The sequence below is a fragment of the Mesorhizobium temperatum genome (assembly GCF_002284575.1).
Lineage (GTDB): Bacteria > Pseudomonadota > Alphaproteobacteria > Rhizobiales > Rhizobiaceae > Mesorhizobium > Mesorhizobium temperatum.
The window spans coordinates 213,200-237,160 of the sequence record NZ_NPKJ01000019.1; the positions used below are offsets into that span (position 1 = coordinate 213,200).

24 protein-coding genes and 1 pseudogene are annotated in these 23,961 nt (G+C 62.2%); 13 read left to right on the forward strand and 12 right to left on the reverse strand.

Going from position 1 to position 23,961, the window contains the following annotated elements:
- Window positions 1-464 precede the first annotated feature (464 nt).
- Window positions 465-962, forward strand: coding sequence for a methyltransferase family protein (locus CIT26_RS05005; RefSeq protein ID WP_095491528.1), 498 nt, complete (start codon window positions 465-467; stop codon window positions 960-962).
- Between the two features lie 165 nt (window positions 963-1,127).
- On the opposite strand, the gene CIT26_RS05010 is transcribed toward CIT26_RS05005, so the two are convergent.
- Both CIT26_RS05010 and trxB read right to left on the reverse strand, forming a co-directional pair.
- Window positions 1,128-2,024: a LysR family transcriptional regulator gene (locus tag CIT26_RS05010; protein WP_023799796.1), complete on the reverse strand. Its 897-nt coding sequence runs from the start codon at window positions 2,022-2,024 to the stop codon at window positions 1,128-1,130.
- A gap of 72 nt (window positions 2,025-2,096) precedes the next feature.
- Window positions 2,097-3,071 (reverse strand): thioredoxin-disulfide reductase, encoded by a 975-nt coding sequence (trxB, locus tag CIT26_RS05015; protein ID WP_095491529.1) that lies wholly within the window; start codon window positions 3,069-3,071, stop codon window positions 2,097-2,099.
- Between the two features lie 260 nt (window positions 3,072-3,331).
- On the opposite strand from trxB, the gene CIT26_RS05020 reads away from it, so the two are divergent.
- A complete protein-coding gene (locus CIT26_RS05020) occupies window positions 3,332-3,817 on the forward strand; it encodes an Lrp/AsnC family transcriptional regulator (protein WP_095491530.1) in 486 nt (161 codons plus the stop codon).
- Here CIT26_RS05020 and CIT26_RS05025 read toward each other — a convergent pair.
- The 4 genes from CIT26_RS05025 to CIT26_RS05040 form a co-directional block, all read right to left on the reverse strand.
- A complete protein-coding gene (locus CIT26_RS05025) occupies window positions 3,814-4,479 on the reverse strand; it encodes a D-glycero-alpha-D-manno-heptose-1,7-bisphosphate 7-phosphatase (RefSeq protein WP_095491531.1) in 666 nt (221 codons plus the stop codon). The genes CIT26_RS05020 and CIT26_RS05025 overlap by 4 nt on opposite strands.
- Complete coding sequence (locus CIT26_RS05030) at window positions 4,472-5,044, reverse strand: D-sedoheptulose-7-phosphate isomerase (protein ID WP_095491532.1); 573 nt, start codon at window positions 5,042-5,044, stop codon at window positions 4,472-4,474. Before CIT26_RS05030 ends, CIT26_RS05025 begins: the two co-directional genes overlap by 8 nt.
- A gap of 7 nt (window positions 5,045-5,051) precedes the next feature.
- The gene (rfaE1, locus tag CIT26_RS05035) at window positions 5,052-6,542 is read right to left on the reverse strand and encodes a D-glycero-beta-D-manno-heptose-7-phosphate kinase (RefSeq protein WP_095491533.1); all 1,491 of its coding nucleotides are present in this window, start codon (window positions 6,540-6,542) and stop codon (window positions 5,052-5,054) included.
- Between the two features lie 151 nt (window positions 6,543-6,693).
- The gene (locus CIT26_RS05040; protein WP_095491534.1) at window positions 6,694-7,326 is read right to left on the reverse strand and encodes a LysE family translocator; all 633 of its coding nucleotides are present in this window, start codon (window positions 7,324-7,326) and stop codon (window positions 6,694-6,696) included.
- Between the two features lie 166 nt (window positions 7,327-7,492).
- On the opposite strand from CIT26_RS05040, the gene rfaD reads away from it, so the two are divergent.
- The 3 genes from rfaD to waaC are packed head-to-tail and all read left to right on the forward strand — an operon-like array spanning window position 7,493 to window position 10,394.
- A complete protein-coding gene (rfaD, locus tag CIT26_RS05045) occupies window positions 7,493-8,443 on the forward strand; it encodes an ADP-glyceromanno-heptose 6-epimerase (RefSeq protein WP_095491535.1) in 951 nt (316 codons plus the stop codon).
- Entirely contained in the window at window positions 8,416-9,423 is a 1,008-nt protein-coding gene (waaF, locus tag CIT26_RS05050) for a lipopolysaccharide heptosyltransferase II (protein ID WP_095491536.1), read from the forward strand. The genes rfaD and waaF overlap by 28 nt, the downstream gene beginning before the upstream one ends.
- Window positions 9,420-10,394, forward strand: a complete 975-nt coding sequence (waaC, locus tag CIT26_RS05055) for a lipopolysaccharide heptosyltransferase I (RefSeq protein WP_095491537.1) — start codon at window positions 9,420-9,422, stop codon at window positions 10,392-10,394. Before waaF ends, waaC begins: the two co-directional genes overlap by 4 nt.
- 241 nt (window positions 10,395-10,635) lie before the next feature.
- Here the strand turns inward: waaC and greA are convergent, their stop codons facing one another.
- Both greA and CIT26_RS05065 read right to left on the reverse strand, forming a co-directional pair.
- On the reverse strand, window positions 10,636-11,109 hold the full coding sequence (gene greA / locus CIT26_RS05060; RefSeq protein WP_095491538.1) for a transcription elongation factor GreA: 474 nt from the start codon (window positions 11,107-11,109) through the stop codon (window positions 10,636-10,638).
- A 284-nt stretch (window positions 11,110-11,393) separates the two neighbouring features.
- Window positions 11,394-11,933, reverse strand: a complete 540-nt coding sequence (locus tag CIT26_RS05065; protein WP_095491654.1) for a tetratricopeptide repeat protein — start codon at window positions 11,931-11,933, stop codon at window positions 11,394-11,396.
- A gap of 195 nt (window positions 11,934-12,128) precedes the next feature.
- On the opposite strand from CIT26_RS05065, the gene CIT26_RS05070 reads away from it, so the two are divergent.
- The 4 genes from CIT26_RS05070 (at window position 12,129) to CIT26_RS05085 (ending at window position 15,472) form a co-directional block, all read left to right on the forward strand.
- Window positions 12,129-12,554, forward strand: a complete 426-nt coding sequence (locus tag CIT26_RS05070) for a DUF3775 domain-containing protein (protein WP_095491539.1) — start codon at window positions 12,129-12,131, stop codon at window positions 12,552-12,554.
- 186 nt (window positions 12,555-12,740) lie between these two features.
- Window positions 12,741-13,649, forward strand: a complete 909-nt coding sequence (locus CIT26_RS05075; protein ID WP_167391286.1) for an extensin-like domain-containing protein — start codon at window positions 12,741-12,743, stop codon at window positions 13,647-13,649.
- 195 nt (window positions 13,650-13,844) lie between these two features.
- A complete protein-coding gene (locus CIT26_RS05080) occupies window positions 13,845-14,675 on the forward strand; it encodes an extensin-like domain-containing protein (RefSeq protein ID WP_095491541.1) in 831 nt (276 codons plus the stop codon).
- 89 nt (window positions 14,676-14,764) lie between these two features.
- Window positions 14,765-15,472: an LssY C-terminal domain-containing protein gene (locus tag CIT26_RS05085; RefSeq protein WP_095491542.1), complete on the forward strand. Its 708-nt coding sequence runs from the start codon at window positions 14,765-14,767 to the stop codon at window positions 15,470-15,472.
- Between the two features lie 45 nt (window positions 15,473-15,517).
- Here CIT26_RS05085 and CIT26_RS05090 read toward each other — a convergent pair whose 3' ends face one another.
- Entirely contained in the window at window positions 15,518-15,709 is a 192-nt protein-coding gene (locus tag CIT26_RS05090) for a zinc-binding dehydrogenase (RefSeq protein WP_095491543.1), read from the reverse strand.
- A gap of 55 nt (window positions 15,710-15,764) precedes the next feature.
- On the opposite strand from CIT26_RS05090, the gene CIT26_RS05095 reads away from it, so the two are divergent.
- Window positions 15,765-17,075, forward strand: coding sequence for a hemolysin family protein (locus CIT26_RS05095; RefSeq protein ID WP_095491544.1), 1,311 nt, complete (start codon window positions 15,765-15,767; stop codon window positions 17,073-17,075).
- A 336-nt stretch (window positions 17,076-17,411) separates the two neighbouring features.
- Here CIT26_RS05095 and CIT26_RS05100 read toward each other — a convergent pair whose 3' ends face one another.
- Entirely contained in the window at window positions 17,412-18,509 is a 1,098-nt protein-coding gene (locus CIT26_RS05100) for an AraC family transcriptional regulator (protein ID WP_095491545.1), read from the reverse strand.
- Between the two features lie 76 nt (window positions 18,510-18,585).
- Here CIT26_RS05100 and CIT26_RS05105 point away from each other — a divergent pair, with 76 nt between their 5' ends.
- Window positions 18,586-19,698 carry a DUF1330 domain-containing protein gene (locus tag CIT26_RS05105; protein ID WP_206072722.1) on the forward strand — a complete coding sequence of 371 codons (1,113 nt, stop codon included), beginning with the start codon at window positions 18,586-18,588 and terminating at the stop codon, window positions 19,696-19,698.
- Window positions 19,699-20,016: 318 nt separating this feature from the next.
- Window positions 20,017-20,721: a hypothetical protein gene (locus CIT26_RS05115; protein ID WP_143747786.1), complete on the forward strand. Its 705-nt coding sequence runs from the start codon at window positions 20,017-20,019 to the stop codon at window positions 20,719-20,721.
- Between the two features lie 7 nt (window positions 20,722-20,728).
- Here the strand turns inward: CIT26_RS05115 and otnC are convergent, their stop codons facing one another.
- Window positions 20,729-21,394, reverse strand: a complete 666-nt coding sequence (otnC, locus tag CIT26_RS05120) for a 3-oxo-tetronate 4-phosphate decarboxylase (RefSeq protein WP_095491549.1) — start codon at window positions 21,392-21,394, stop codon at window positions 20,729-20,731.
- Window positions 21,391-22,407 carry a LacI family DNA-binding transcriptional regulator gene (locus CIT26_RS05125; protein WP_095491550.1) on the reverse strand — a complete coding sequence of 339 codons (1,017 nt, stop codon included), beginning with the start codon at window positions 22,405-22,407 and terminating at the stop codon, window positions 21,391-21,393. The genes otnC and CIT26_RS05125 overlap by 4 nt, the downstream gene beginning before the upstream one ends.
- Before the next feature lie 211 nt (window positions 22,408-22,618).
- Between CIT26_RS05125 and CIT26_RS05130 the strand changes: the two are divergent.
- A pseudogene (locus CIT26_RS05130) lies at window positions 22,619-23,931 on the forward strand (MFS transporter).
- Window positions 23,932-23,961 lie beyond the last annotated feature (30 nt).

Genomic DNA, 23,961 nt, shown 5'->3' on the forward strand with positions numbered 1-23,961 from the left:
ATGTGCTCATCATGCCCAAGAAACAAGCATCTATTTTGCAACACACGCATGCAAAATGACACAGGCTGTGGTCTAACCCATTCCTTGGCCCCATAGGACCAGCAGAATCGTCGAAATGCGGTGCACAGCCAGGCAAAACCATTGCGAAATAGCGAATCAGAGCCAAATCTCGGCCCGGAACGCAGAAACAACGAATGACGTCGAATCAGGCAGCACGCGTTTATTTTTGCAGCAGCCGCGCAGCGGCCCGAAAATTGGCATCGATGTTCGGAAAGCACGGTGCGCAGATCCAAGTGCTAGAGCGTATTTTGTGGGGCCAAGTGGGCGCACGCCGCTCTAATGCATGTCGCCCAAAAGCATGCCCTCGGGCCCGACCCGAGGGTGCGCAGCGGTTTTGGGACAACGACATGCATATAAAACTTAAAGCGCGTCGCAGACGCGACGCGCTTTAGAAGGAAGCCTCGATGAGGACCCGTCAGGCGATCGCCGGCAGCGCGCTATTCTTCATCGCAGCGCCCGGCGTGGTCGCGGGATTGCTGCCCTGGCTGTTGACCGATCGCTATCGTCTGCCCTGGTCTACCCGGCCGGGCTTGGTCCCGGTCGGCTGGGTCCTGATTGTCGTCGCAGCGACCTTGCTGCTTCATGCCTTCGCCCGTTTTGCCCTCGAAGGCCGGGGCACGCCTGCCCCGGTCGCGCCAACCGAGCGACTGGTTGTCGGCGGTATCTACCGCCATGTCCGCAATCCGATGTATGTGGCGGTGCTGGCGATCATCCTTGGCCAGGCGCTGCTGTTTTCGAGCTGGGCTCTCGTCGCCTATGCCACTATCGCCGCCATCGCCATGGTCTCGTTCGTGAAGTTCCATGAGGAACCGACGCTTGCTCGCCGCTATGGCGCCGACTACGAAGCCTACCGCCATGCCGTTCCAGGCTGGCTGCCCCGCCTGACGCCATGGCGCGGGTGACCCGGAAAACGGCGATGGCGCCGTTTCAGGTTGTGTTGAGATTCAGGTCAGGCCGAGTCGAGAATGGTGGGTTCCGAGAACCGGAACGGAGCGGACATCGGTTCCGTGAAGTACCGGAAGCGCAGGAACCCGCCGTTCGCAGGCCCACCTGAATATCGACACACCCTAGAACGACCAGCTGCGCGCCTTGGCGATGATGAAATCGCGGAACACGTGCAGTTTAGCCTGGTTCTTCATCGCATCGGGATAAGCGAAATAGGTGTCGAAGGACGGCACTTCGGTCTCCGGCAGCAACTGCACCAGCCCTGAGTCCTTGCTGACCACATAGTCGGGCAGCATGGCGATGCCGGCACCACCCTGTACCGCGCGCTTGATCGACAATATGTCGTTGATCTGCAGCGTCGGCACCCTTTGCCCGCCTTCGAAATCGCCGACCGTTTCCAGCCAGTTCAATTCCGACAAATGCGCCGGCACCGGCACGCCGAAGGTGACGATGCGATGGCTCTTCAACTCGGCGATCGACGCCGGCTTGCCATACTTGTTGACGTAGGAAGGGGCGGCGTAGAGATGGAAATGCACGGTGAACAGGCGGCGCTGGATGAGATCGGGCTGCTGCGGCTGGCGCAGCCGGATCGCGCAATCCGCCCGGCGCATGGTGAGGTCGAGTTCCTCGTTCGCCAGGATCAACTGCAGACTGATCTCGGGATAGAGCTCGATGAATTCCTGCACGCGCTCGGTCAGCCAGCCGGCACCGAGCCCCACCGTGGTCGTCACCCTGAGCACGCCGGAGGGCCGGTCCTTGGCCTCGGTCAGCCGCGATTTGATCGTCTCCAGCTTCATCAGCACGTCATGCGCCGTGCGGAACAGCATCTCACCCTGCTCGGTCAGCACCAGGCCGCGGGCATGGCGATTGAACAGCGGCACGCCGACATCATGTTCGAGCGCGCTGACCTGCCGTGAAATCGCAGATTGCGACAGATGCAGTGTCTCGGCGGCATGGGTGAACGACCCAGCTTCCGCCGCAGCGTGAAACACGCGTAGCTTGTCCCAGTCCAACGCCATGATGCCCCCGTTCTGTTTTCTGGCGTCTGAATGAAAAATCAGGCTTTTGCGCGGCTTTTCTCGGCCGCTTCCTTACTCCGCCGCTTCGCGGTGAACTTCGATCCCGGCGAGGTACTTTTCCGCCTCGAGCGCGGCCATGCAGCCGAGCCCCGCCGCCGTCACCGCCTGGCGGTAGATGTCGTCGGTCACGTCGCCGGCGGCGAACACGCCTGGCACGTCGGTGCAGGTCGAATCCGGCGCCGTCCACAGATAGCCGTTCGGCTTCTGCTTCAGCTTGCCGGCGAACAGCTCGACGGCCGGCGCATGGCCGATCGCCACGAACACGCCGTCGATCGTCAGATGCATCTCCTGGCCGGTCACCACATTGCGCAGCTTCAGCCCTTCCACCGACGGCGGCAGCGGCGTCTTGCCGGACTGGCCGGTGATCTCGTCGACGACAGTGTCCCAGATGACGCGGACATTGTCCTTCTTGAACAGCCGCTCGCTGAGGATGCGCTCGGCACGGAAGTCGCTGCGCCGGTGGATGACCGTCACGCTCTTTGCCAGGTTGGAAAGGTAGAGCGCCTCCTCCACCGCCGAATTGCCACCGCCGATCACCGCGACATCCTTGCCGCGATAGAAGAAGCCGTCGCAGGTGGCGCAGGCCGATACGCCGAAGCCCATGAAGGTCTGTTCGCTCGGGATGCCCAGCCATTTCGCCTGCGCACCGGTGGCGATGATCAGCGCGTCGGCGGTATAGGTGGTGCCGGAATCGCCCTTGGCGCGGAACGGCCGCACATTGAGGTCGACTTCGGTGATGATGTCATTGACGACGTCGGTGCCGACATGCTCGGCCTGCTTCAGCATTTGTTCCATCAGCCACGGACCCTGGATCGTATCGGCGAAGCCGGGATAGTTTTCGACATCGGTGGTGATCACCAGCTGGCCGCCCTGCTGCAGCCCGGCGACAAGCATCGGCTTCAGCATAGCACGGGCGGCGTAGATTGCCGCCGTATAGCCGGCGGGGCCGGAGCCGATGATGAGAACGGGTGCGTGCTTGGTGATCATGGACAGGCTTTCACAACAACCGGACGCGAATGAAGCGTCCGGCACAGGGTTCGATATCGGCCCTAATCTAGGTGTTGCAGGCGACGCCAGCAAGACGACCTGGCCTTCGTCCCCGGAAAGCTTCCCCGCAAACAGACGATCCATGAACATCTTGCGCGGCGACTGTCCGAAAATCAGCGCTTGAAGGGATGGAATGGACACCAAAGTCGTTTAATTACAAAATCACGAAAGATTCTTGCGTGAAGCGCCGAAAGATATCCATGCCCCTCAAAGCCGATCTCGACGCCATCGACTGGAAGATCCTGCGCGAGCTTCAGCAAGACGGGCGCATGACCAATGTCGAGCTGTCCGGCCGCGTCGGCATTTCGGCGCCGCCATGCCTGCGCCGCGTCAGGCGGCTGGAAGAGACCGGCATCATCCGCGGCTACCGCGCTTTGCTCAATGCGCCGGCGCTCGGCCTGGACGTCGTCGCCTTCTGCCTCATCGGCCTGCATCACCAGGCCGACGCCGAGCTGAAAACCTTCGCCGAACGCACCCGCGGCTGGCCGATCGTGCGCGACGCCTGGATGGTGTCGGGCGAATCCGACTTTTTGCTGCATTGCGTGGCGAGCGACCTCGGCGCCTTCCAGACCTTCGTCATCGAGGAACTGGCCTCGGCGCCGAATGTCGACACGGTGCGGACGGCACTGACCATCCGTCGCGTCAAGGATGAGGGCCTGGTGGCTTTCAGCGAAGTGAGAATCTAATCCCGGCCGAGTTCGGCGATGGCGCCGCAGAGTTTGCTGTGATCGTGACCGGTCGTCAGTTTGCGCGTCGTGAACATGCCATCGCCAGAAGTCCGATTGAATCTGCCGCGCACCAACCAGCCCTCGCATAGCCCGGCTCGCCGTCCGGCTTCCATGTCATCGGCCTTGTCGCCGACGATGATTGACCGGCTGATATCCACGCCCAGCAGATCGCGGGCGCGCAGAAGCATGCCCGGATTGGGCTTGCGCATCGGATGATCATCTGCTGCCAGCTCACCCGTCCCGCTCGAATGGTAGGCGCAGGCGAGCACCAGATCGATCCGGCAACCCTGCGCTTCGAGAAGCGCCAGCAGCCGGGCATTGACTGCGGCGAAATCCGGCCAGCCCAAATAGCCACGGGCTATGCCTGACTGGTTGGAGACCACGATCGCAGGAAGGCCTGCAATGTTCGCCGTTCGGATCACCGGCAGCATCTCCGGCCGCAGCACGATGTCAGCCGGATCGCTGGGGTAGCCGCTATCGACATTGATGGTGCCATCGCGGTCGAGGAACAGCGCCGGCGTGCCAGCTGGAAAAACCGAGCTAGCGATCCGCTCGACCCACAGGCCCGGCTCTTCGAGCGGGTAATGATTCGACCTCACGACAGGGCCGACGTCAGCCATCACAGAGGCGCGCTTCGACCATTTCGCACAGATGATGATAGAGGCACAGATGCCCCTGCTGGATGATCGGCGTCGAGGTCGAGGGCACGTTGAGCAGGATGTCGGAGAGCGGCTTGAGCTTGCCGCCGGTGTCGCCGGTCAGGCTGATCACTGTCATGTCCATCGTGCGCGCTTGCTCGGCAGCGGCAAGGATGCTGGCCGAGTTGCCGCTGGTCGAGATGGCGAGCAGCACGGCACCCGCTGAGCCATGTGCCTCGACCTGGCGTGAAAACACCGTGTCGAAGCCGTAATCGTTGCCCCAGGCGGTCAGTACCGCCGCATTGGCCGGCAGCGCGATGACATTGTAGGCCTTGCGCTCCTTCAGGAAGCGGCCGACCAGTTCACCGGCAATGTGGATGGCGTCGCTGGCCGAGCCGCCATTGCCGCAGATCAGCAGCGCCTTGCCGTGCGAAAGCGCGGCGACGACGGCGGTAACCGCCCGCTCCATCTCGCCGGTGAGGTCGCGCTCGACCATCGCGGTGATCGCGGCCGCCGAGCGGACTAGGTATTCGTTCAGTTCGGACATGAAAACCTCAGTTTGTACTGCCGGCGCGCAACTTGCCGATGGTGCCGGTGGTGCTCTTGCCGGCGACGAGATCGACCAGCACGACGCGGCCGCCCGCCTTTTGCACGATTTCGGCGCCGACCACCTGATCGATCGTGTAGTCGGCGCCCTTGACCAGTATGTCGGGCTTGAGCGCCTCGATCAGCGCGAGCGGCGTGTCCTCCTCGAAGACGACGACGGCATCGACCGAGGCAAGCGCCGCCAGCACGCAGGCCCGGTCATGCTCGTCGTTGACCGGGCGCCCTGGCCCTTTCAGCCGGCGCACCGAGGCATCGCTGTTGAGGCCGAGAACCAGCCGGTCGCATTGGCTGCGTGCCGCATGCAAAAGGCTGACATGGCCGGCGTGAAGGATATCGAAGCAGCCATTGGTGAAACCGACGCTCAAGCCTTCGTCCTTCCACGTCGCCACCAGCCGTGCAGCGGCAGCGGCATCGAGAATTGCATCCTTGTGGGCAATCGGTCCATGCGAGCGAAACAGCGCCCCGGTAAGTTCTTCGACCGTCAGCCGCGCGGTACCGCGCTTTCCCACCACCACGCCACCCGCCGCGTTGGCGATGGCGGCGGCCATGATGCGGTCGGCGCCCGCGGCAAGAGCCAACGCAAACGTCGCAATCACAGTGTCGCCGGCGCCGGAAACGTCGAACACTTCCCGCGCCTGCGTGGCAATGTGGCGGGCATCGTCCGCGCCGACGACGCTCATACCCTTTTCGCTGCGCGTCGCGACCACGAAATCGAAGCCATGTGCCGAGATCAGCTCACGCGCCGCGGCCACGACCTCGTCATCGGCAAACACCACGCGTCCAACCGCCTCGCCAAGTTCCTTGCGATTGGGGGTGATCGCCGTCGCCCCGGCATAGCACGCATAATCGCGGCCCTTGGGATCGACCAGCACCGGCTTTCCCGCCTCGCGGCAGATCGAGATCAGCTCGCCGGCGACGCCGTCGAGCAATATGCCCTTGCCGTAGTCGGACAGGATAACGATGTCGGCTTGCGCGAGCGCGGCGCGGAAATGGCGGACCAGCGTTGCCCGCTCAGCGTCGCCCAGCGGCTTGATTTCCTCTTCGTCGAAGCGCAGCACCTGCTGGTTGAGCGCACTGAACCGGCTTTTTGACGACGTCATCCGGTTCGCGTCCTGCGCGAGGCCGCCAGTGTCGACACCAAACTCGGCGAGCATGCGCATGAGATTGTCGCCGGCCTGATCGGCGCCGATCACCGAGACCGGTATCGCGGCAGCGCCGAGCGAGACGATGTTGGCGACGACATTGCCGGCGCCGCCCATCGCCGACGTTTCGCCACGCCCGCGCAGCACCGGAATGGGCGCTTCAGGCGAAATCCGCTCGATGACGCCGTTGACGAAACGGTCGCGGATGAAGTCGCCGACCACCAGGACGGTGACGTTGCCGAACCGCGAGATGGCGCGGTGAAGGGGTTCGGGAGAAGGCAGGTATTGCTCGCTCATGTCATCCGCGACGTGCAATGAGAGCCGGTCCCGATGCTGTGAAAACGCTGGACTGGCAGGGCTGGTCGTTCATGGCGAAGCCGATATACCGCAATTCGGCTCAGCGCAACGGCAGGCACCGAACGGCCCACAGCCAACGCCGGTCGACGGATCAGCTTTTCTGCAAAGCCACATGAACGCCCAATCCGACGAGCACCGCACCGCCCGCACGCCGCATGAGGCGCTGCGCGTGGCTCGAACGCCGCAGCCTGTTGATCAGCGCACCCGCCAGCACCACGCACATGACATCCGCCGAGGAGAACATCAGATTGACGATCGTCCCGAGGACGAGGAATTGGAGCCAGACGGGAAACGTCGCCGACGCGTCGATGAATTGCGGCAGGAACGCCATGAAGAAGATTGCAGTCTTGGGATTGAGCACCTCGACGGTGATGCTCTCGAAAAAGGCGCGGCGGGCGGATTTCGGCTCAATGCCTGAGATAACAGCATCGTCTTGCGCCCTGGCGCGAAACAGCGACACACCCAGCCAGATCAGATAGAGTGCGCCGGCCAGCTTGACCGCGATGTAGAGCGTCGGCACGGCGTGGAAAAGCACGGACAACCCGGCAGCGGCGGCGACGACGTGCACATAGCCGCCAAGATGGATACCCAACGCCGCCGTCAGGCCGAACCAGCGGCCGCGCGCCATGGTTTGCGCAGCAGCGTAAAGCATCGCCGGACCGGGGATGTAGGCAAAGATCGCCGTGGTGGCGAAAAAGGCGATAAGCAGTTCGGTCGACGGCATTACCCTTGCTCCTGTCGTGCTTCGCCGGTGGATCGCCGACTGAAGCGAAAGCTTTGCGGCGGCACTGTGGCGCTCACCCAACCGCCGGATTGCGACCTGCTTTATCGACAGTCCCGCAAGCCTCCCCTATAAGGGCCGGAATCGGCACAAGACACCAGAGGCTTTGATGATCATCGTCACGGGCGGCGCCGGCATGATCGGCTCCAACATCATCGCCGCGCTCAATGCCGAAGGGATCAGCGACATCGTCGTCGTCGACGACCTGACCGACGGCCACAAGATTGCCAATCTCGCCGACCTGCAGATCGCCGATTATCTCGACAAGGACGATTTCCTGCCGCGGATGGAGGCCGGGGACCTCGGCCGCATCGAGGCCGTCTTCCACCAGGGCGCCTGCTCGACCACCACCGAATGGAACGGCAAGTTAATGATGGAGGTGAACTACGCTTATTCGAAGCGGCTGCTGCATGCCTGCCTGGCGCTGCGGGTGCCTTTCCTCTATGCCTCCTCAGCCTCGGTCTATGGCGGCGGAGCCGAGTTTCGCGAGGAGCCGGAATGCGAACGCCCGCTCAATGTCTATGCCTATTCAAAGAAGCTGTTCGACGACTATGTCCGCCGCACCGTCTTCGATACCGATCATTCGCCGGTGGCGGGCCTGCGCTATTTCAACGTTTATGGGCCACGCGAGGCGCACAAGGGCACCATGGCCTCGGTCGCCTTCCACCTGTTCAACCAGGTCGAGCAAGGCCAGAACCCGAAACTGTTCGGCGCCTATGACGGTTTTGGACCCGGCGAGCAGAGCCGCGATTTCATCCATGTCGGCGACGTTGCCGACGTCAACCTGTGGTTGTGGAAACGGGGCTCAAGCGGCATCTTCAACTGCGGCACCGGCCTTGCCCAGCCGTTCCGCGCCATTGCCGAAACGGTGATAAGCACGCTCGGCAAAGGCGAGATCGAGTTCATCGACTTCCCAGACCATCTCAAGGGCAGCTACCAGAGTTTTACGCAAGCTGATATGTCCCGGTTGCGCGCCGCCGGTTACAATGGTCAGTTTCGCACAGTGGAAACCGGCGTCAGAGACTATGTCGAATGGCTGAAAGCCCAGCGATCCTCGTGATCGGCCCACGCTGGGTGGGCGACATGGTGATGGCGCAGTGCCTGTTCTCGGCACTGAGAGAACTTCACCCGAACGCAGCGATCGACGTGCTGGCCCCGGCATGGGCGGCGCCACTGGTCAAGCGCATGCCCGAAATACGCCAGCAGATCGATCTGCCGCTGAAATCCGGCGCGCTGGAATTCCGCATCCGAAGGCGCTTCGGCCGCCTGCTGCGCGGCCACTACGACATCGCCTATGTCATGCCTGGAAGCTGGAAGTCGGCGCTTGTCCCGTTCTTTGCCCGCATTCCGCGCCGCGTCGGCCATCTCAAGGAAATGCGCTACGGGCTGCTGACCGATATCGTCCCCTTGCCCGACAATGTGAAACGGCGCACGGCGCAGGCCTATTTCGGCCTCGCGCAAGGGGGCACGTTCCGTGCTCCCAAGCTCGCTGTCGACACGAAAAACCAGGCGGCATTGCTGGGTCGCTTCGGGCTGGAGGCGGAAAAATTCGTCGCGCTGATGCCCGGCGCCGAATTCGGCCCGGCCAAGCGCTGGCCGAGCGAACGCTATGCCGGCCTTGCCCTCGACATGATGGCGAAAGGTTTTGAGGTCGCGCTGTTCGGATCGAAGAACGACGCCGACGTGACGGCGGAAATCGCCACGCTTGCACCAAGCGTTGTCGACCTCGCCGGCCAGACGCGGCTGGAGGACGCTATCGACCTGATCGCCGCGGCCAGGCTTGCGGTGTCGAACGATAGTGGGCTGATGCATGTTGCCGCCGCGGTCGGCACGCCGATCGTAGCCGTCTACGGCTCGACCTCGCCGCAGAATACGCCGCCACTCGCCGAGCAGCGCGAGCTGGTCTGGCTCGGCCTGTCCTGTTCGCCCTGCCACCGGAAAATCTGTCCGCTCGGCCATCTCAACTGCCTGAACACGCTCGAGGTGGCTCAGGTCGCGGCAGCAGTGGAACGGCTGCTGGAAATGCCGGCCGCCGCATGAGGGTGCTCATCGTCAAGACATCGTCGATGGGCGACGTCATCCACACCTTTCCGGCCGTCGAGGATGCGCGCCGCAACCGGCCGGATGTATCGTTCGACTGGTGTGTGGAAGAGGCTTTTGCCGGCATCGTGGCGCTGCATCCGGCGATCGCAACCATTCACACCGTGGCGATCCGGCGCTGGCGCACAAGCTCGCTCGGCCCCAGCACATGGCGCGAGGCGGCGGCACTGCGCCGCGCCTTGCGGGATTGCCGCTACGATCTCGTCATCGACGCGCAAGGATTGCTGAAGTCGGCCCTGGTGGCGAAACTGGCTGCGGCGCCGATCGCCGGCTTCGACCGGTCGAGCGCCCGCGAGCCTTCGGCGACTTTGTTCTACGACCGCCGCCATGCCGTATCGCGCGATCTGCACGCCATCGAACGCACCAGGCGGCTGTTCGGGCTGGCGCTCGGCTATGAACCGGATTTTTCCGGGCTCGAATCCGGCATCGTGCCGCCGGCCAGCGGCACGATCTTTGTCGGCGAAAAAACCGCTTTCCTGCTGCACGGCACCAGCCGCGAGGACAAGAAATGGCCGGTCGGCGACTGGATCGAGACTGCCCGGCTTCTCGTGGAAAGAGGAATGACGCCGGTCACCACCTGGTCGAATGATAGGGAAAAGGCGGTTGCCGAGGCAATCGCCGAGGCCGTCCCGCAAACCGTGCTGGTGCCGAAATCACCGCTTTCTGAGATCGCCGCGATCATCGGCCGGTCGGCGCTGGTCATCGGCGCCGACACCGGCCTCGCCCACCTCGCCAGCGCCTTCGGCCTGCCGACGGTCGCCGTGTTTCTGGCGACAGAACCCGGCCTGACCGGCCCGCGCGGACCGTTCTCGTCAACGCTGCTGGCCGCGCCCGGCAGCCGCATCACGTCGGTGGAGGTGGTGGCGGAAGCTGAGAGGCAGCTGGCGCTCAAATGGCAGGCCGCGACATAGGACCTTTCAGAATTCGCTCTGGCGAGACGAATAGAGTGGTTTTCGAGAACCGGAGCGGAGCGTACTTAAAGTACGTGAGCTTCGCGCATGACCCCGAAAATCGGAATCGATTTTCGGAAAGGATCCATGCGCAAATCAAAAGTCCTACAGCGTCCTTTGCGCGTCCAAAAGACGCGCGGCGCTGTAGGAAGCGCAGAAAACCGCGTTAGTCGGCCGCCAGAGTAGAATTATCAAAAGGTCCTCAGATGAACTGCACCTGGACGATCTCATAGCCCCGTGCACCGCCTGGCGCGTTGACCTCGATCGCATCGCCGACTTCCTTGCCGATCAGCGCCCGCGCGATCGGCGAGGAGATTGAGATGCGGCCGGACTTCACGTCCGCTTCCTGGTCGCCGACGATCTGATAGGTCTTCTTCTCTTCCGTGTCCTCGTCGACCAGCACCACGGTCGCGCCGAACTTGACCTTTTCGCCGCTGAGCTTGGTGATGTCGATCACTTCGGCACGGGCGATGAAGTCCTCGAGCTCGTTGACGCGGCCTTCATTGAGGCTGTGCGCTTCTTTCGCCGCGTGGTATTCGGCATTTTCGGAAAGATCGCCATGCGAGCGCGCTTCGGAGATCGCTTCGATGATGCGCGGCCGCTCTTCTTGCTGGCGCCAGCGCAGTTCTTCCTTCAACGACGCGAACCCCTCGCCTGTCATCGGGACCTTGTTCATGATGCCTGACCTTTCCTGCCGCCGCCCCCGCATTCCGGGAGCGACCTTGTCGATGGGTACAAAAAGAAAACGGTCCGGCAGCCTCGGGCTAACGGAACCGTGTCACCGCAATTTCCCCCAATATAGCAATCTTCGCGGGTTTTTCACGCCAAAAAATCAGTTTTGAAAAATTCACGCGCCATTTGTGGAAATGCCGTCACGGCAGCGCGACAGGCAGGGCGAGCGGCAACAAAAAACCGGCTGCGATTGCTCACAGCCGGTGTGAGGCGTGTTTGGGCTTCGAATCAGCTCTTCATGAAACGGTCTATCTGCTCAGACAGCATGCCGTATTCACGAGATCCCTTGCCGGTGCGCTTCTCGATCTCGCGGAGCTGTTCCTGGGCACCGTCGAGATCGCCGATCTGCAGATGCGCCTCGCCGAGATATTCACGTACCAGCGTGTAATCAGGATCGATGCGCAGCGCTTCTTCGTAATAGCCGAGGCCGACGGTGACACGTCCGGAATGGCGATGCGAGTAGCCGAGATAGTTGAGGATGCGAGGGTCTTTCTTGTCCGCAGCCAGGCTCAGTACGGCGATCGCCTCGTCATAACGTCCGGCCATCGCCAGCGCGCGGCCGGCTTCATAGATATTGTCGTCGTCCAGCATGCCTTGTTTGGGTGCCACGCATTTCTTCAGCTTCTTGTCCCAGACCATGCCTTTCTTGCACTGTGTCGTCTGGCTGCCATCGCCACCGCCTCCACCTTCACCGGCCGAAAACACCGGAACAGCAAACAGCGGCAGGGCGGCAACCGCCAGAACCTGGATCAGCAATCGTCTGCGCATCGAACCCTCCTTGAGCATGACATTGCAAGACTAACGCCGGGCAAAAGCCGTTTCATCCCGGAAAAAAGTCATGGCCACTGAAAGCTTTTTGAACGATCCGCGCCAGCGAAAAATAGAAGCGCCGAACATGACGTGACGAGCGCTGCAAATTCGCTATCATCCAGCAAACGGCAACGGAGTATGCGGAGACGGCCAGTGCAGCGGCGCCTTGAAAAAGAATGGGAGCTTTCGATCGGTCCCGACACCGTGCGCCTATTCATCCTCAAGGCGAAGGCGTTGAGCGCTGCCGTCAACGAAGACTATGCCGATGGCGCCGAGCACGAGGTAGAACTCGATGGCGAGGCGCATGACAACCATCATCACGACGGTCTCGTCGAGGAAAGTTCCGAAGACCTCACCGAAGAAGAACTGCGCGAACTGATCAACGACCTCAATGTCGACGAGGCGGCCGAACTCGTCGCCCTCGCCTGGGTTGGACGCGGCGACTATGACGCCTCGGAATGGGCGGACGCGCTGACGGCCGCGCGCGAGCGCGCCAACAAGCGCACGGCGAAATATCTGCTCGGCATGCCGCTCTTGGCCGACTGGCTGGAGGAAGGGCTGGAAGCGATCGGTGCGTAACGCCGCGGTTACCGTTCGTGATCGGCCAAAACCCTCGTTCAGGCAACTTCCGCATTCGCCCGCCGTTAACGGCGAATGGCGGCGCTGACTCCTCTCTTATTCATCAGATTGGCCGGATTTACCAGATTGGCCGGATTGAACAGATTGGCCGGATTGACCAAATTGGCGCTGCCTTTGGCGGCGGCGATGCTGGCGGCAGGAGCGGCCCTGGCCCAAGCTCCGGAATTGCCTGAAACCGTGCCCGTCCCGGAGCTCAATCAGTCGCAATCAGCGCAAGAAGCCGTACCTGCCGACGTGCCGATCCCCGAGCCGCGCCCTGCGGATGCGCCAAAGCCTGATCAACCTGCGACCGACAAAATGGACCAGCAGACGTCGGACCAGCATCAGGAAGCCCGGCCGGAGCCGCCGGCAATCGCTCCAACGCCGAGCGAAAAGCCCGCCGAGGCGCAACCGCCGGCCACCGTCCCGAAACCACCGGAGAAGCCGGCGCAAGCGCAGGAGAAAGAAATCCCTGCCGACCCGCGCTCGGCCTTTGTGCCGCAGGAAAAAATGCCGGACGAGGAACTTGCCTGCCGCAGGCGGCTGAAGTCGATGGGCGTCGACTTCGAGGAACGCAAGGCCGAGCACGATGCGGCGATCGGCTGCTCTATCCCCTATCCGGTCGTGCTGAAGACGCTGGGCAAGTCATTGGATATCAACCCCGAAACCGAGCTTAACTGCCAGATGGCCGAGGCCGCCGCGCGCTTCGCTGCGAACATCATCCAGCCGGCGGCCAAGGCCGAGCTCGGCGCCAATCTCAAGTCGGTCGGCCAGGCATCCGCCTTTGTCTGCCGGCCGCGCCACGGCGGAGGGAAACTGTCGGAACATGCTTTCGGCAACGCGCTCGACATCGCCAGCTTCACGCTTTCGGACGGCAGGAAGATCGACATCGGCCCGGCGCCGCCGGAAAAGGACGCGAAATTCCTGAACGCGGTGCGCAAGGCGGCCTGCGGACCGTTCAAGACCGTGCTCGGCCCGGGCAGCGATGCGGATCATTCACTGCATCTCCATCTCGATCTTGCACCGCGCCGCAACGGCGGCACCTTCTGCCGGTGACATGATCCCGGACCGACATGCGCGCCGCAATTTGGCCGCAGCCGTAAACGCACCGCTGATTTTTCCTTTACTCTTGGCGGGTAAGCTCCGTCTCATCTGATCATGATCCCGAAAAGTGGGATCCGGTTTTCGGAGAAAGGTCATGATCAAACAACGACACAGAGCCTGATCGGCTCGGGGACTGGGAACCTGCCAATGGTCGGGATAATTCGCGCCGCGTTCGTCGCCGTGCGGCAAACCAGACGCGCGCGCATGATTGCCGGCGGCCTTGCCATCGCAGCGATCTCGGCATGCACCACCGGCAGCGTGCTTTCGCTGGAACCGGCCGTCGATGTCGGCAGCCAGACATCAGCCGCTCCGAACTACGCCGGCCCGAAATATGCCGGCCCAAAATACGCCGGAATGCAGAGCCTCGTCCCGTCCAACCCATACCTGACCGCCGCCTATCCGCGCATGGACGAGCCGATGGCGCCGACCGAACAGATGCCGGCCAGCGAGGTCGACTGCCGCAACGAACTGAAAAGCCTGGGCGTCGTCTACACCGATCTTGCGCCGATCCGCGAAGGCCAGTGCGGCATCGACTATCCGGTCAAGATCTCGGCCATCGGCAGCATCGGGATGAAGCCTGCCGCGACGCTGACCTGCGACATGGCCGCCACCTTCGCCGGCTGGACCAGGAATGAACTGGTCCCCTCCGCCCGCTGGCGTTATTTCTCCGGCGTCAAGACCATTCGCCAGGGATCGAGCTATTCCTGCCGCAGGATCGCCGGCGAAGGCGTGCTGTCGGAGCACGGCAAGGGCAACGCCCTCGACGTCATGAGCATCGAGCTCGGCAATGGCAAGGAAATCGACGTGCGCAAGCCCGGCCTGTTCGCCTTCCGCACGCGCGGCTTCCTCAATACAGTGCGCGCCGACGGCTGCCAGTATTTCACCACTGTGCTCGGCCCCGGCTACAATTACGACCACCGCAACCACTTCCATTTCGACATCAAGAACCGCAGGAACGGCTACCGCGCCTGCCGCTGAGCCCGAGCGCATGCCCACTGCCCAAGGTCTGCGCCGCCGCGTAGAATGACGCCACATAAGGTGATGCCGTATCGCCTGGGTGGTATCTCGTGAGCCGACGAAGCCTTCGACGACGCGCAACGATCTGGCTGGTGGCGTTCTGTGCCGGCTATCTCGTGCTCGCCTATTTCGCCGCGCCGGAATTCTGGACCCTGCGGGACCGCAACTTCCGTGCGCAGCGCTTCGCGATGCTGACGCACACGCCGCAAGGCATTGCGGGCGATCCGATCAATGTCGGCCTTGTCGGCACCAAAAAAGAGCTGGTCCACGCCTTCGCCGTCGCCGGGTGGGACACGGCCGACGCCCTCACGCTGAAGACCGCGATCGAGATCGGCGAAAGCGTGCTGTTCGAACGGCCCTATCCCGACGCGCCGGTCAGCCGGTTGTTATTCGAAGGCCGTGCACAGGATCTGGCCTTCGAGAAGCCGGTCGGCGACAGTGCCGACCGGCGTCATCACGTCCGCTTCTGGCAGACCGATGCGACCGGAGACGATGGCCGGCCGCTCTGGCTGGGGTCGGCAAGCTTCGATCGCGGCGTCGGCCTCAGCCACGACACCGGCGCGATCACCCACCATATCGGTGCCGACATCGACGCCGAGCGCGACTTCCTGATCCGCGACCTGTCTGCCGCAGGCATGCTGATCTCGACCAGCGAGATATCAGGCATCGGTGCGACAAAGACTGGGCGCAATGGCGGCGGCGATCCCTATTTCACCGACGGCAAGGCGGTGGTGGGCGTGCTGCTGCAGTTGCCGTAGGCGCAAGGCGAACGGCCGGTCTTCCGCCTCATCGCTTAACGGCTGCTATCGGGAGCCGGCTATCACGACCTTGCCGAACGGTCCCCTCTCCAGATGCTCGAAAGCCTGCGGCACCGCGTCGAAACCATAAACCTTGTCGATCACCGGCTTGATCGCAAGCGTCTCGATCGCCTCGTTCATCCGCTCGAAGGCGCGCCGCCATCGGAGGCCGCATGAGATGGTTGCGCCCGCCGGCATGAAAAATGACCGCGATCTATTTTCGAAGGCCGCGCCACAATGCTATTGACCCCGCATGCTCTATGCTGAAATCGCCATCGTGGCCGCCCTCATCTGCGTGAACGGCCTTCTGGCCATGTCCGAACTTGCCATCGTCTCGTCACGGCCGGCCCGCCTCAGGGCGATGATCGACCGCGATGTCAAGGGCGCCGGCCGCGCCTTGGCGCTCGGCTCCAATCCCGGCAAATTCCTGTCGTCGGTGCAGATCGGCATCACTCTGGTCGGTGTTTTATCCGGCGCCTTTTCCGGCGCCACGCTCGGCGAGCGGCTGTCCGTGTTCCTGGCATCGACCGGCGTCCGCGAAAGCCTTGCCGACCCGATCGGCGTCGGCATCGTCGTCGCCCTCATCACCTACTTCTCGCTCATCATTGGCGAACTGGTGCCCAAGCAGATCGCGCTGCGCGATCCCGAACGCGTCGCCGCCAGGGTTGCTCCGGCGATGACCATCCTCGCCACCGTCTCGGCGCCGCTGGTCTTCCTGCTCGACATTTCCGGCCGCGCTATGCTGTGGCTGCTCGGCCAACGCGGTGAAAGCGAGGAGAAGGTCACCGACGAGGAGATCAAGATGCTGGTCGCCGAGGCCGAGCATCACGGCACCATCGAATCCGACGAACGGCGCATGATCGCCGGCGTCATGCGGCTCGGCGACCGCGCTGTCCGCGCGGTGATGACGCCGCGCACCGAGGTCGACTGGATCAACCTGCAGTCCGACGACACGGCGATCCGCAAACTCTTGATGGAGACCCAGCATTCGCGCCTGCCAGCCGGCGATGGCAGTGTCGACGCCATGATCGGCGTCGTCCAGACCCGCGACGTGCTGGCCGCGATGCTTGGCGGTCGCGCACTCGACCCGCGCCGGCACGTGCGCACCGCTCCCATCGTCCATGACCAGGCCGACGCGCTGGATGTCCTTTCGACACTCAAGGAGTCCAACGTGCCGATGGCGCTGGTCCATGACGAATACGGCCATTTCGAAGGCATCGTCACCCCGGCGGACATACTGGAAGCCATCACCGGCGTCTTCCGGGCGGACCTCGACGCCGGTGATGAGGAAAACGCCGTCAAGCGCGAGGACGGCTCATGGCTGCTCGCCGGCTACATGCAGGCCGACGAGATGGCAGACGTTCTCGGCATCGACCTGCCCGAGAATCGCGACTACGAGACCGTCGCCGGTTACGTGCTGTCGCACATGCACCATCTGCCGGCGACCGGCGAATGCGTGGATGCGCAGGGCTGGCGCTTCGAGGTCGTCGACCTCGACGGCCGCCGCATCGACAAGCTCATCGCCACCCGCCTGCCCGGCGGTCACCGCGAAATCGTGCGGTAACAATCAACACGATGTGTGGGGCCCCTTCGAATGTCAGCTCTTGACCGATATTGTTGAAAGGTCAGAAGCGCCACGAAGCATGCGCCGACGATAGAATTCTATTTCTTGGCGAGGCTCTTCTTGGAAACAGGATTCAATAATCCGACCTCTCGTGAAAGTGTTCTGCGCAAGCCGCTTCAATGGTTTGGCCGAGGACGTTTTCAACATATTTACCCAATGCTGCCACCGAGTTGCACGACTTGCCGAGATTGATATTGCCATCGGCCATGCGGATGCGCGAGCGGCCGTCGCCAGTCGGAGCATTTTGTGTTCCCCAAATTGGCCTCCGGCCGCCGGCTATCCACGCCGGCCGTCGCGCCACCCAGCTGGCGAGACGCCCGCGAGCTTCTTGAAGCTCCGGCTGAAGGCCGCTTCGGACTCGTAGCCGACATCACGCCCGACCGCCGAGACTTTGGCCAGCCCATCAGTGAGCAGTCGTGCGGCCAGTTGCACGCGCCATCGCGTGAGATATTGCATCGGCGGGCAGCCGACGAGACGCGTGAAGCGGGCCGCAAGGACGGACCGCGAGACGCCGGTTTCGCGTGCAAGTTCTTCAATTGTCCAGCCACGCGCCGGATTCTCGTGAACAAGCGCAACAGCCCGGCCGACGGCGGGGTCGCGCAAGCCGGCCAGCCAGCCGGTCTGCTCCGGCGGCAGTGCCTCAAGATAGCGGCGAACGACCTCAACGAACATCAGCTCGCTGAGGCGCAGGCGGATGCATTCAGCGCCAGGCCGTTGAACGGACACCTCTGCCAGCGTTAGCTCGATCAGCCGGTCGAGCAGATCGCTCGGTGCGCCGGCCGCGCGCCGAATGCGTATCAGCGGAGGAAGGGCCCCGAGCAGAGGATTGAACGGCCGTGCATCGCAACCAAGAAAACCGCAGACATATCTTGTCAGGAGGGGGCCGTCGCCACCTTCGTTGACCACGAAAGGCAGTTGTCCAGCCGCCATGGCGCGAAAGAAATCGAGCGAATCTTCCGGGCTCAAACCTGATCGCACTCCGGACGCACTGCACATCGCGTACGAATCCTCATGCGGGATCACAAGTATGTCGCCTTCGGCAAACTCCATCGGCGAACCCTCATCGATGCTGACCGAGCCCGATCCTTGGGTGATGATGTGGTAGGAAATCACGTGTTGGGCGCGCGGCAGGATGAGATGGGCAAATGAATCCGCCCGCGGCACTTCCACACTCCAGGGCGAAGAGGCATCGACCCAGAAGAAAAGCGCGCCGGTAAGCTTTATCACGCGCAGCACATCCGAAAGCACATCCTTGTCCGGCGTCGCCGAAGGTGCGGCATCGGCAACGACCTCTTCCGGTGGCCGCCCAGGCGATGGCGCAAGAACGGACGCTGCGGCAAGCGATTGAGACGCTGGGTCATGGAGCGTGCCCATGGCCAAGTCTACTATGCGCCGAACAGCATATCCACCGCGCATCCCGTGCAGTCCATGCGATCAACGGAGGTCGGCCATGTCTACTTATTGCTTCTTCGACGTGCGTGAAATCACAGACCAAGCCAAAGTCGAGCAGTATCTGGCATGGGTCTTTGCAACGGTTGAACAATATGGAGGGCGCTATTTGGTGCTGGGCGGGAAATCCGACCTTGTCGAAGGAGACTGGCAGCCGGTCTATCCGGTCATCGTCGAATTTGCCGACGCCGAGCATGCCAAGCGCTGGTATTCATCGCCCGAATACGAGCCGCTGAAAGCGCTTCGCGTCGACGGAACCCGATCCAACGCAGTGTTCCTTGAAGGTGCCACGCCGGGATCTGAGGACGCGGCGGTCCAGATCCTGCGGAGTAGGACATCGAAAACTCCGGCTGAAATCTACGATTCACTGTTCGTTCCAGCGCTATTCCGACAATGGGGACCCATCGTCGCCGCCGAGGCGCGAATAGGGAGGGGCGACCGCGTGATCGACATCGCCTGCGGTACGGGTGTGCTGGCGCTCGCGGCCCTCGATCGCGTTCGCGCGGAGGGCAAGGTGGTCGGGCTTGACCCCAATCCCGACATGCTTTGCGTTGCCCGCCGCAAAAGCACTCGCATCGAATGGCGAGAAGGGCGCGCCGAGCAGATTCCGTTTCCGGATGAAAGCTTCGACGTCGCAGTCAGCCAGTTTGGCCTGATGTTCTTCGAGAATCGAGCAGCCGGACTGCGGGAAATGATGCGCGTGCTTAAGACCGGCGGCCGGCTCGCCGTCGCAGTCTGCGACTCGCTCGACCAGTCGCCCGGCTATGCCGCAGTGGCGGATATGCTTGAACGGCTGTTTGGAAGCGACGTTGCGAATGCGTTCCGCGCCCCCTTTGTGCTCGGCAATGCGGAGTTACTGCTCTCGCTCTGCGCGAAGGCAGGCATAGAGCGTGCCGAGGTGAAGCGGCACCGCGGAACGGTCCGTTTTGCCTCGATCGAGTCGCTGATCTCGACTGAAAGAGCCTGCATCTGGACGTTGGGCGGGCTTTTGGACAACGAGCAGTTCAAGCGGCTTCTGGAGGAGGCCGAGCGGGCACTTATGCCTTTCGTGACAGCGGTCGGCGCCGTCGCTTTCGACATGCCGGCGCTGGTCATCACGGCATCCAAGGACTGACGATGGGGCTGATTCCAGTTATTTCGGCCGTCCGCGGTTCACGTGAACCTGCCGAAGGTCCGAGAAGGGTCAACTCGAGCGCGAAGGGCAAGTTGTGTGCGTCAAGTTCTGCAAAAATGGCGTGGCATTCAGCGGCGACGTTGGCAACGCGTCACCCCAACGGAAATACCAGCTCGACCTCGTAGAAAACGATGAGCCCGGCCAACACCAATAGGAGAGCAAGCAAGCCTGCGCCGAGTAATGACTCGAACTTGTTTCCGTCGCTGCGCATTGGAACGCCAATGGTTGACAAGTTGCTAATCTTTATGTGACACTTTTGTGACAATTGCAAGTGTGGAAAAGAAAGCCCCGCTTCTGTTCAGCGAATGGAGACCGACACTCGCCATTGTTGCAGGATTATCTCTGCTGATTCTTTGTGCAAGTTTTGCACAAGATTTAAGCTTGTACGCTGGACAGGAGCCGGACCTGTCGACAAAAATATGGCTCCTTGATGTCGATGTGGAACGGAGCGCGTTCACTTGGGTCTCCGTGCTGGTGCTTTTTTTCTGTAGCCGTCTTCTATTTCAGTGCGGAGACGATGCGGCGGGCCGTAGCAGTCAGTTCACCTGGCATTGGTACTTCTTAGGCTTCCTGTTCCTGCTTCTTTCTTTCGATGAATTCACGGGCCTTCATGAGAAGCTATCCGCTGCGTTGGCTGCGAGGTCAACCAATACGGGCCTGCTGTATTTTGCATGGGCAGCGCCGGCAGGCATCCTTAGCTTGGTGGGGCTAGCTGCCTTTGTTCCATTCATCCGCTCTTTCCCGACATCGCTCGCCGTGCTGTTGGCGGTTTCGGCGGCGCTGTTTCTTGGCGGAGCGGTCGGGCTTGAAATGATCGGCGGCAGCGTTGCAGAGGCGGAAGGTATGGAATCCTTGCGCTATCGCATGCTGGCGAACATCGAAGAAGGTCTCGAACTTGTCGGGACACTGACTTTTATCTACGCACTACTCTCATACCGTGAGATAACATCACGCAAGTGCTGAGGGTATGCTAATGATGGTGCTCGTCTTGCTCCGGCAAGGATATCCCGAAAACCCGCACCAAATCGGCGACCTGTTCCGGCGACAGGTAGCGGGGGTTGAGGCCGCGTAACAGCAGATAGAGCCTTGCGGTTTCTTCCAGCTCCTCGGTAGCGAATACGGCGGCCTCGAGCGTTTCGCCCGCGACCACGGGACCGTGGTTTGCCAGCAGCACCGAGGAGTAGCGCCCGGCAAGGCCCTTGATCGCAGCGACAACCGCCGGGTCGCCTGGCCGATGGTAGGACACCAGCGCGGTTTGTCCGGCGCGCATCAGATAGTAGGGCGTCATCGGCGGCAGCACTGCCTTAGGATCGATTTCCGGCAGCATGGAAAGGGCGACTGCGTGGGTCGAGTGCAAGTGCACAATGGCGCGCGCCTCTGCCCTCGTCTGATAGAGCGCAGTATGCAACGGAATTTCCTTGGTCGGCGCATCGCCAGAGGTCAGCCTACCGTGCGCATCGAGGCGGGAAATTCGGGCAGGATCCAGGAATCCTAGCGAGGCATTGGTGGGTGTGACCAGCCAGCCGCCATCATCGAGCCGCAGGCTGATATTGCCTGATGATCCCGGCGTCAGCCCGCGCTCGAACAATGAACGTCCGAAGCGGCAGATATCGTCCCTCAGCTTGGTCTCAGTCACGTCGTCGCCCCTTCAATCAGCTCGAACCCTATATCGACCACCGCGGATGGTCCGTCGGAGCAGACGAGCCGTGCTCCGATCTCACCGACGGTCACTCGCGGCGTCAGGATGGTCGAAAGCGGCTGCGGCGCACTCCTGGCTACATCGAGACCGTTGTAGCCGAAGATCGCCAGCCGGTCGGGTATCGTGATGCCGCGAGCGAGACAGTGGAAATAGCCGCCGATCGCCATGTCGTCGTTGGAGAAGTAAACCGCATCCAGATCGGGACAACGCTCCAGCAATCGAGCCAGCCCGTCGCGCCCGGCTTCGATCGAGGATGCGGCAGGAATGATTTCTTCTCCAATGACGCTCAGCCCGGCTTCGCCCAGGGCCGCGCGAAACGCTGCGAAGCGCTTGGCCGCGCGAAGGTCCAGGCTGAGGTCGTGGCCGACGTAGCCGATGCAGCGATACCCGCGCGACATCAAATGCTGAGCGCTTACCCGGCCTGCCTTGCGGTTGGAAAAGCCCACCACGATGTCGATGCCCTCGCCATCGGTATCGAGCAATTCGGCCACTCTGATGCGGGCGTTCCGAAGCATGGCGCCGGTGCGCTCGGTGTGCTCGAGCCCCGCTACCATCATCCCGGCTGGACGCCAGCTGAGGAGTGACTCGACGACGCTCTCCTCCCGCTCCGGATCGTAGTCGGTCACCGCGACGACAGGTTGGAAGCCGGCGCCGACCAGTACCGTATTGGCGCCGCGCAGCACATCCGGAAAGACGATATTGCTTAGCGAAGGAATGACGACGCCGACTAGCTTGGACCCCATGGAGGCCAGGGTTCCCGCGATCCGGTTTGGCACATAACCGAGGCTCCGCGCGGCAGTGAGTACACTCTCGCGTGTCTTGGTTGAGAAGGAACCATGCCCGCGCAACACGCGCGAAGCGGTGCTTTCGCCGACGCCAGCCGCGCGCGCAACGTCAGTGAGGGTTATCATCGCGCCGGTTTGCGTACCGTCTCCTGCTTCGCTCTGCATTCCGGTTTCTCGGCTCGATGCGTCGGTACGACTCTAGTTCCTGACGCTTCTTTTGTCACATTCAAGCGCCGCACTCAACAAAATTTGGCAGCGCTGCCATTTATCGTTTGGCAGCGCTGCCATTCTCGTGTTATTGGGCTATGCAAGCGCTGCCAAAATTCAGCTAGGGCGTGAGACCTGAGGGACCACCGCTACGTTATGGAGGAAACAGATGACGATACTCACCCCGACGCTTCCGGCTGAGGCCGGAGCAGAAGACGACATCAAAAGGATTGCCTACAGCAAAGTTTTCTGGCGCATCGTGCCGTTTCTGATGCTGTGTTATGTCGTTGCCTATCTCGATCGGGTCAACGTCGGCTTTGCCAAGCTGCAGATGTCGACCGACCTTGCCTTCAGTGAAACCGTCTACGGCCTTGGCGCCGGCATCTTCTTCATCGGCTATTTCCTGTTCGAGGTCCCGAGCAACGTCATCCTGCACAAAGTAGGGGCACGCGTCTGGATCGCCCGCATAATGATCACCTGGGGCCTGATTTCAGCCGGTTTCATGTTCACTGCATCTGCCCCAATGTTCTACCTGCTGCGCTTCCTGCTCGGTGTCGCCGAGGCTGGTTTCTACCCGGCATCATCCTCTTCCTCACCTATTGGTACCCCTCGCACCGCCGCGCCAAGATCATCGCGATATTCATGTCCGCGATCCCCATCTCCAGGATTTTCGGCAATCCGCTTTCCGGCTGGATCATGGATTCGTTCCATGGCAGCAACGGTCTTGCTGGCTGGCAGTGGATGTTCCTGATCGAAGCCGTTCCCGCAATCCTGCTCGGCATCGCAGTCTTTTTCTTCCTTGACAACGGCATCCGTCACGCCAAGTGGCTGAGTGAAGCGGAGAAGCAGGCAATCGAGCGAGAGATCGCCCAGGAAGAGCACGGCAAGGAACGCTCACACTCCGTCGCCGGCATTTTCCGCGATCCCCGGATCTGGCTGATGTGTCTCATCTATTTCTGCTTCGTGATGGGCCAGTACGGATTGACGTTCTGGATGCCCACGCTGGTCAAGACGACGGGCGTCGCCGGCAACCTCAACATCGGACTGATCAGCGCGATCCCGTTTATCTGCGCTGTGATCGCCATGAACTTTTTTGGCCGCAGCGCCGACAGATATCGCGAGCGCCGCTGGCACCTGGTGGTTCCCGCTCTCTTTGGAGCAATCGGCTTCGTGGTAGCAGCCACCTCGCCCGATCCCACCATCGCGATTGCCTTTCTGTCGCTGGCCGCAGCCGGTGCGATCACGTGTGCGCCGCTGTTCTGGTCACTGCCCACAGCGTTCCTCGGCGGAACTGGTGCTGCGGCTGGTATTGCGCTCATCAATTCGGTCGGAAATCTCGCCGGCTTCGTCAGCCCCTATCTGGTTGGCTATCTCAAAGATCTGACCGGAACGACCCAGGTCGGCATGTACGCCCTGGCCGCAATCCTGGTGATCGGCGCGATCCTGGTGCTGACAGTCCCGCCCAAACTGGTCAACCGCTAGCCGAACCGCCTCATGCAGGGAGTTTCCATT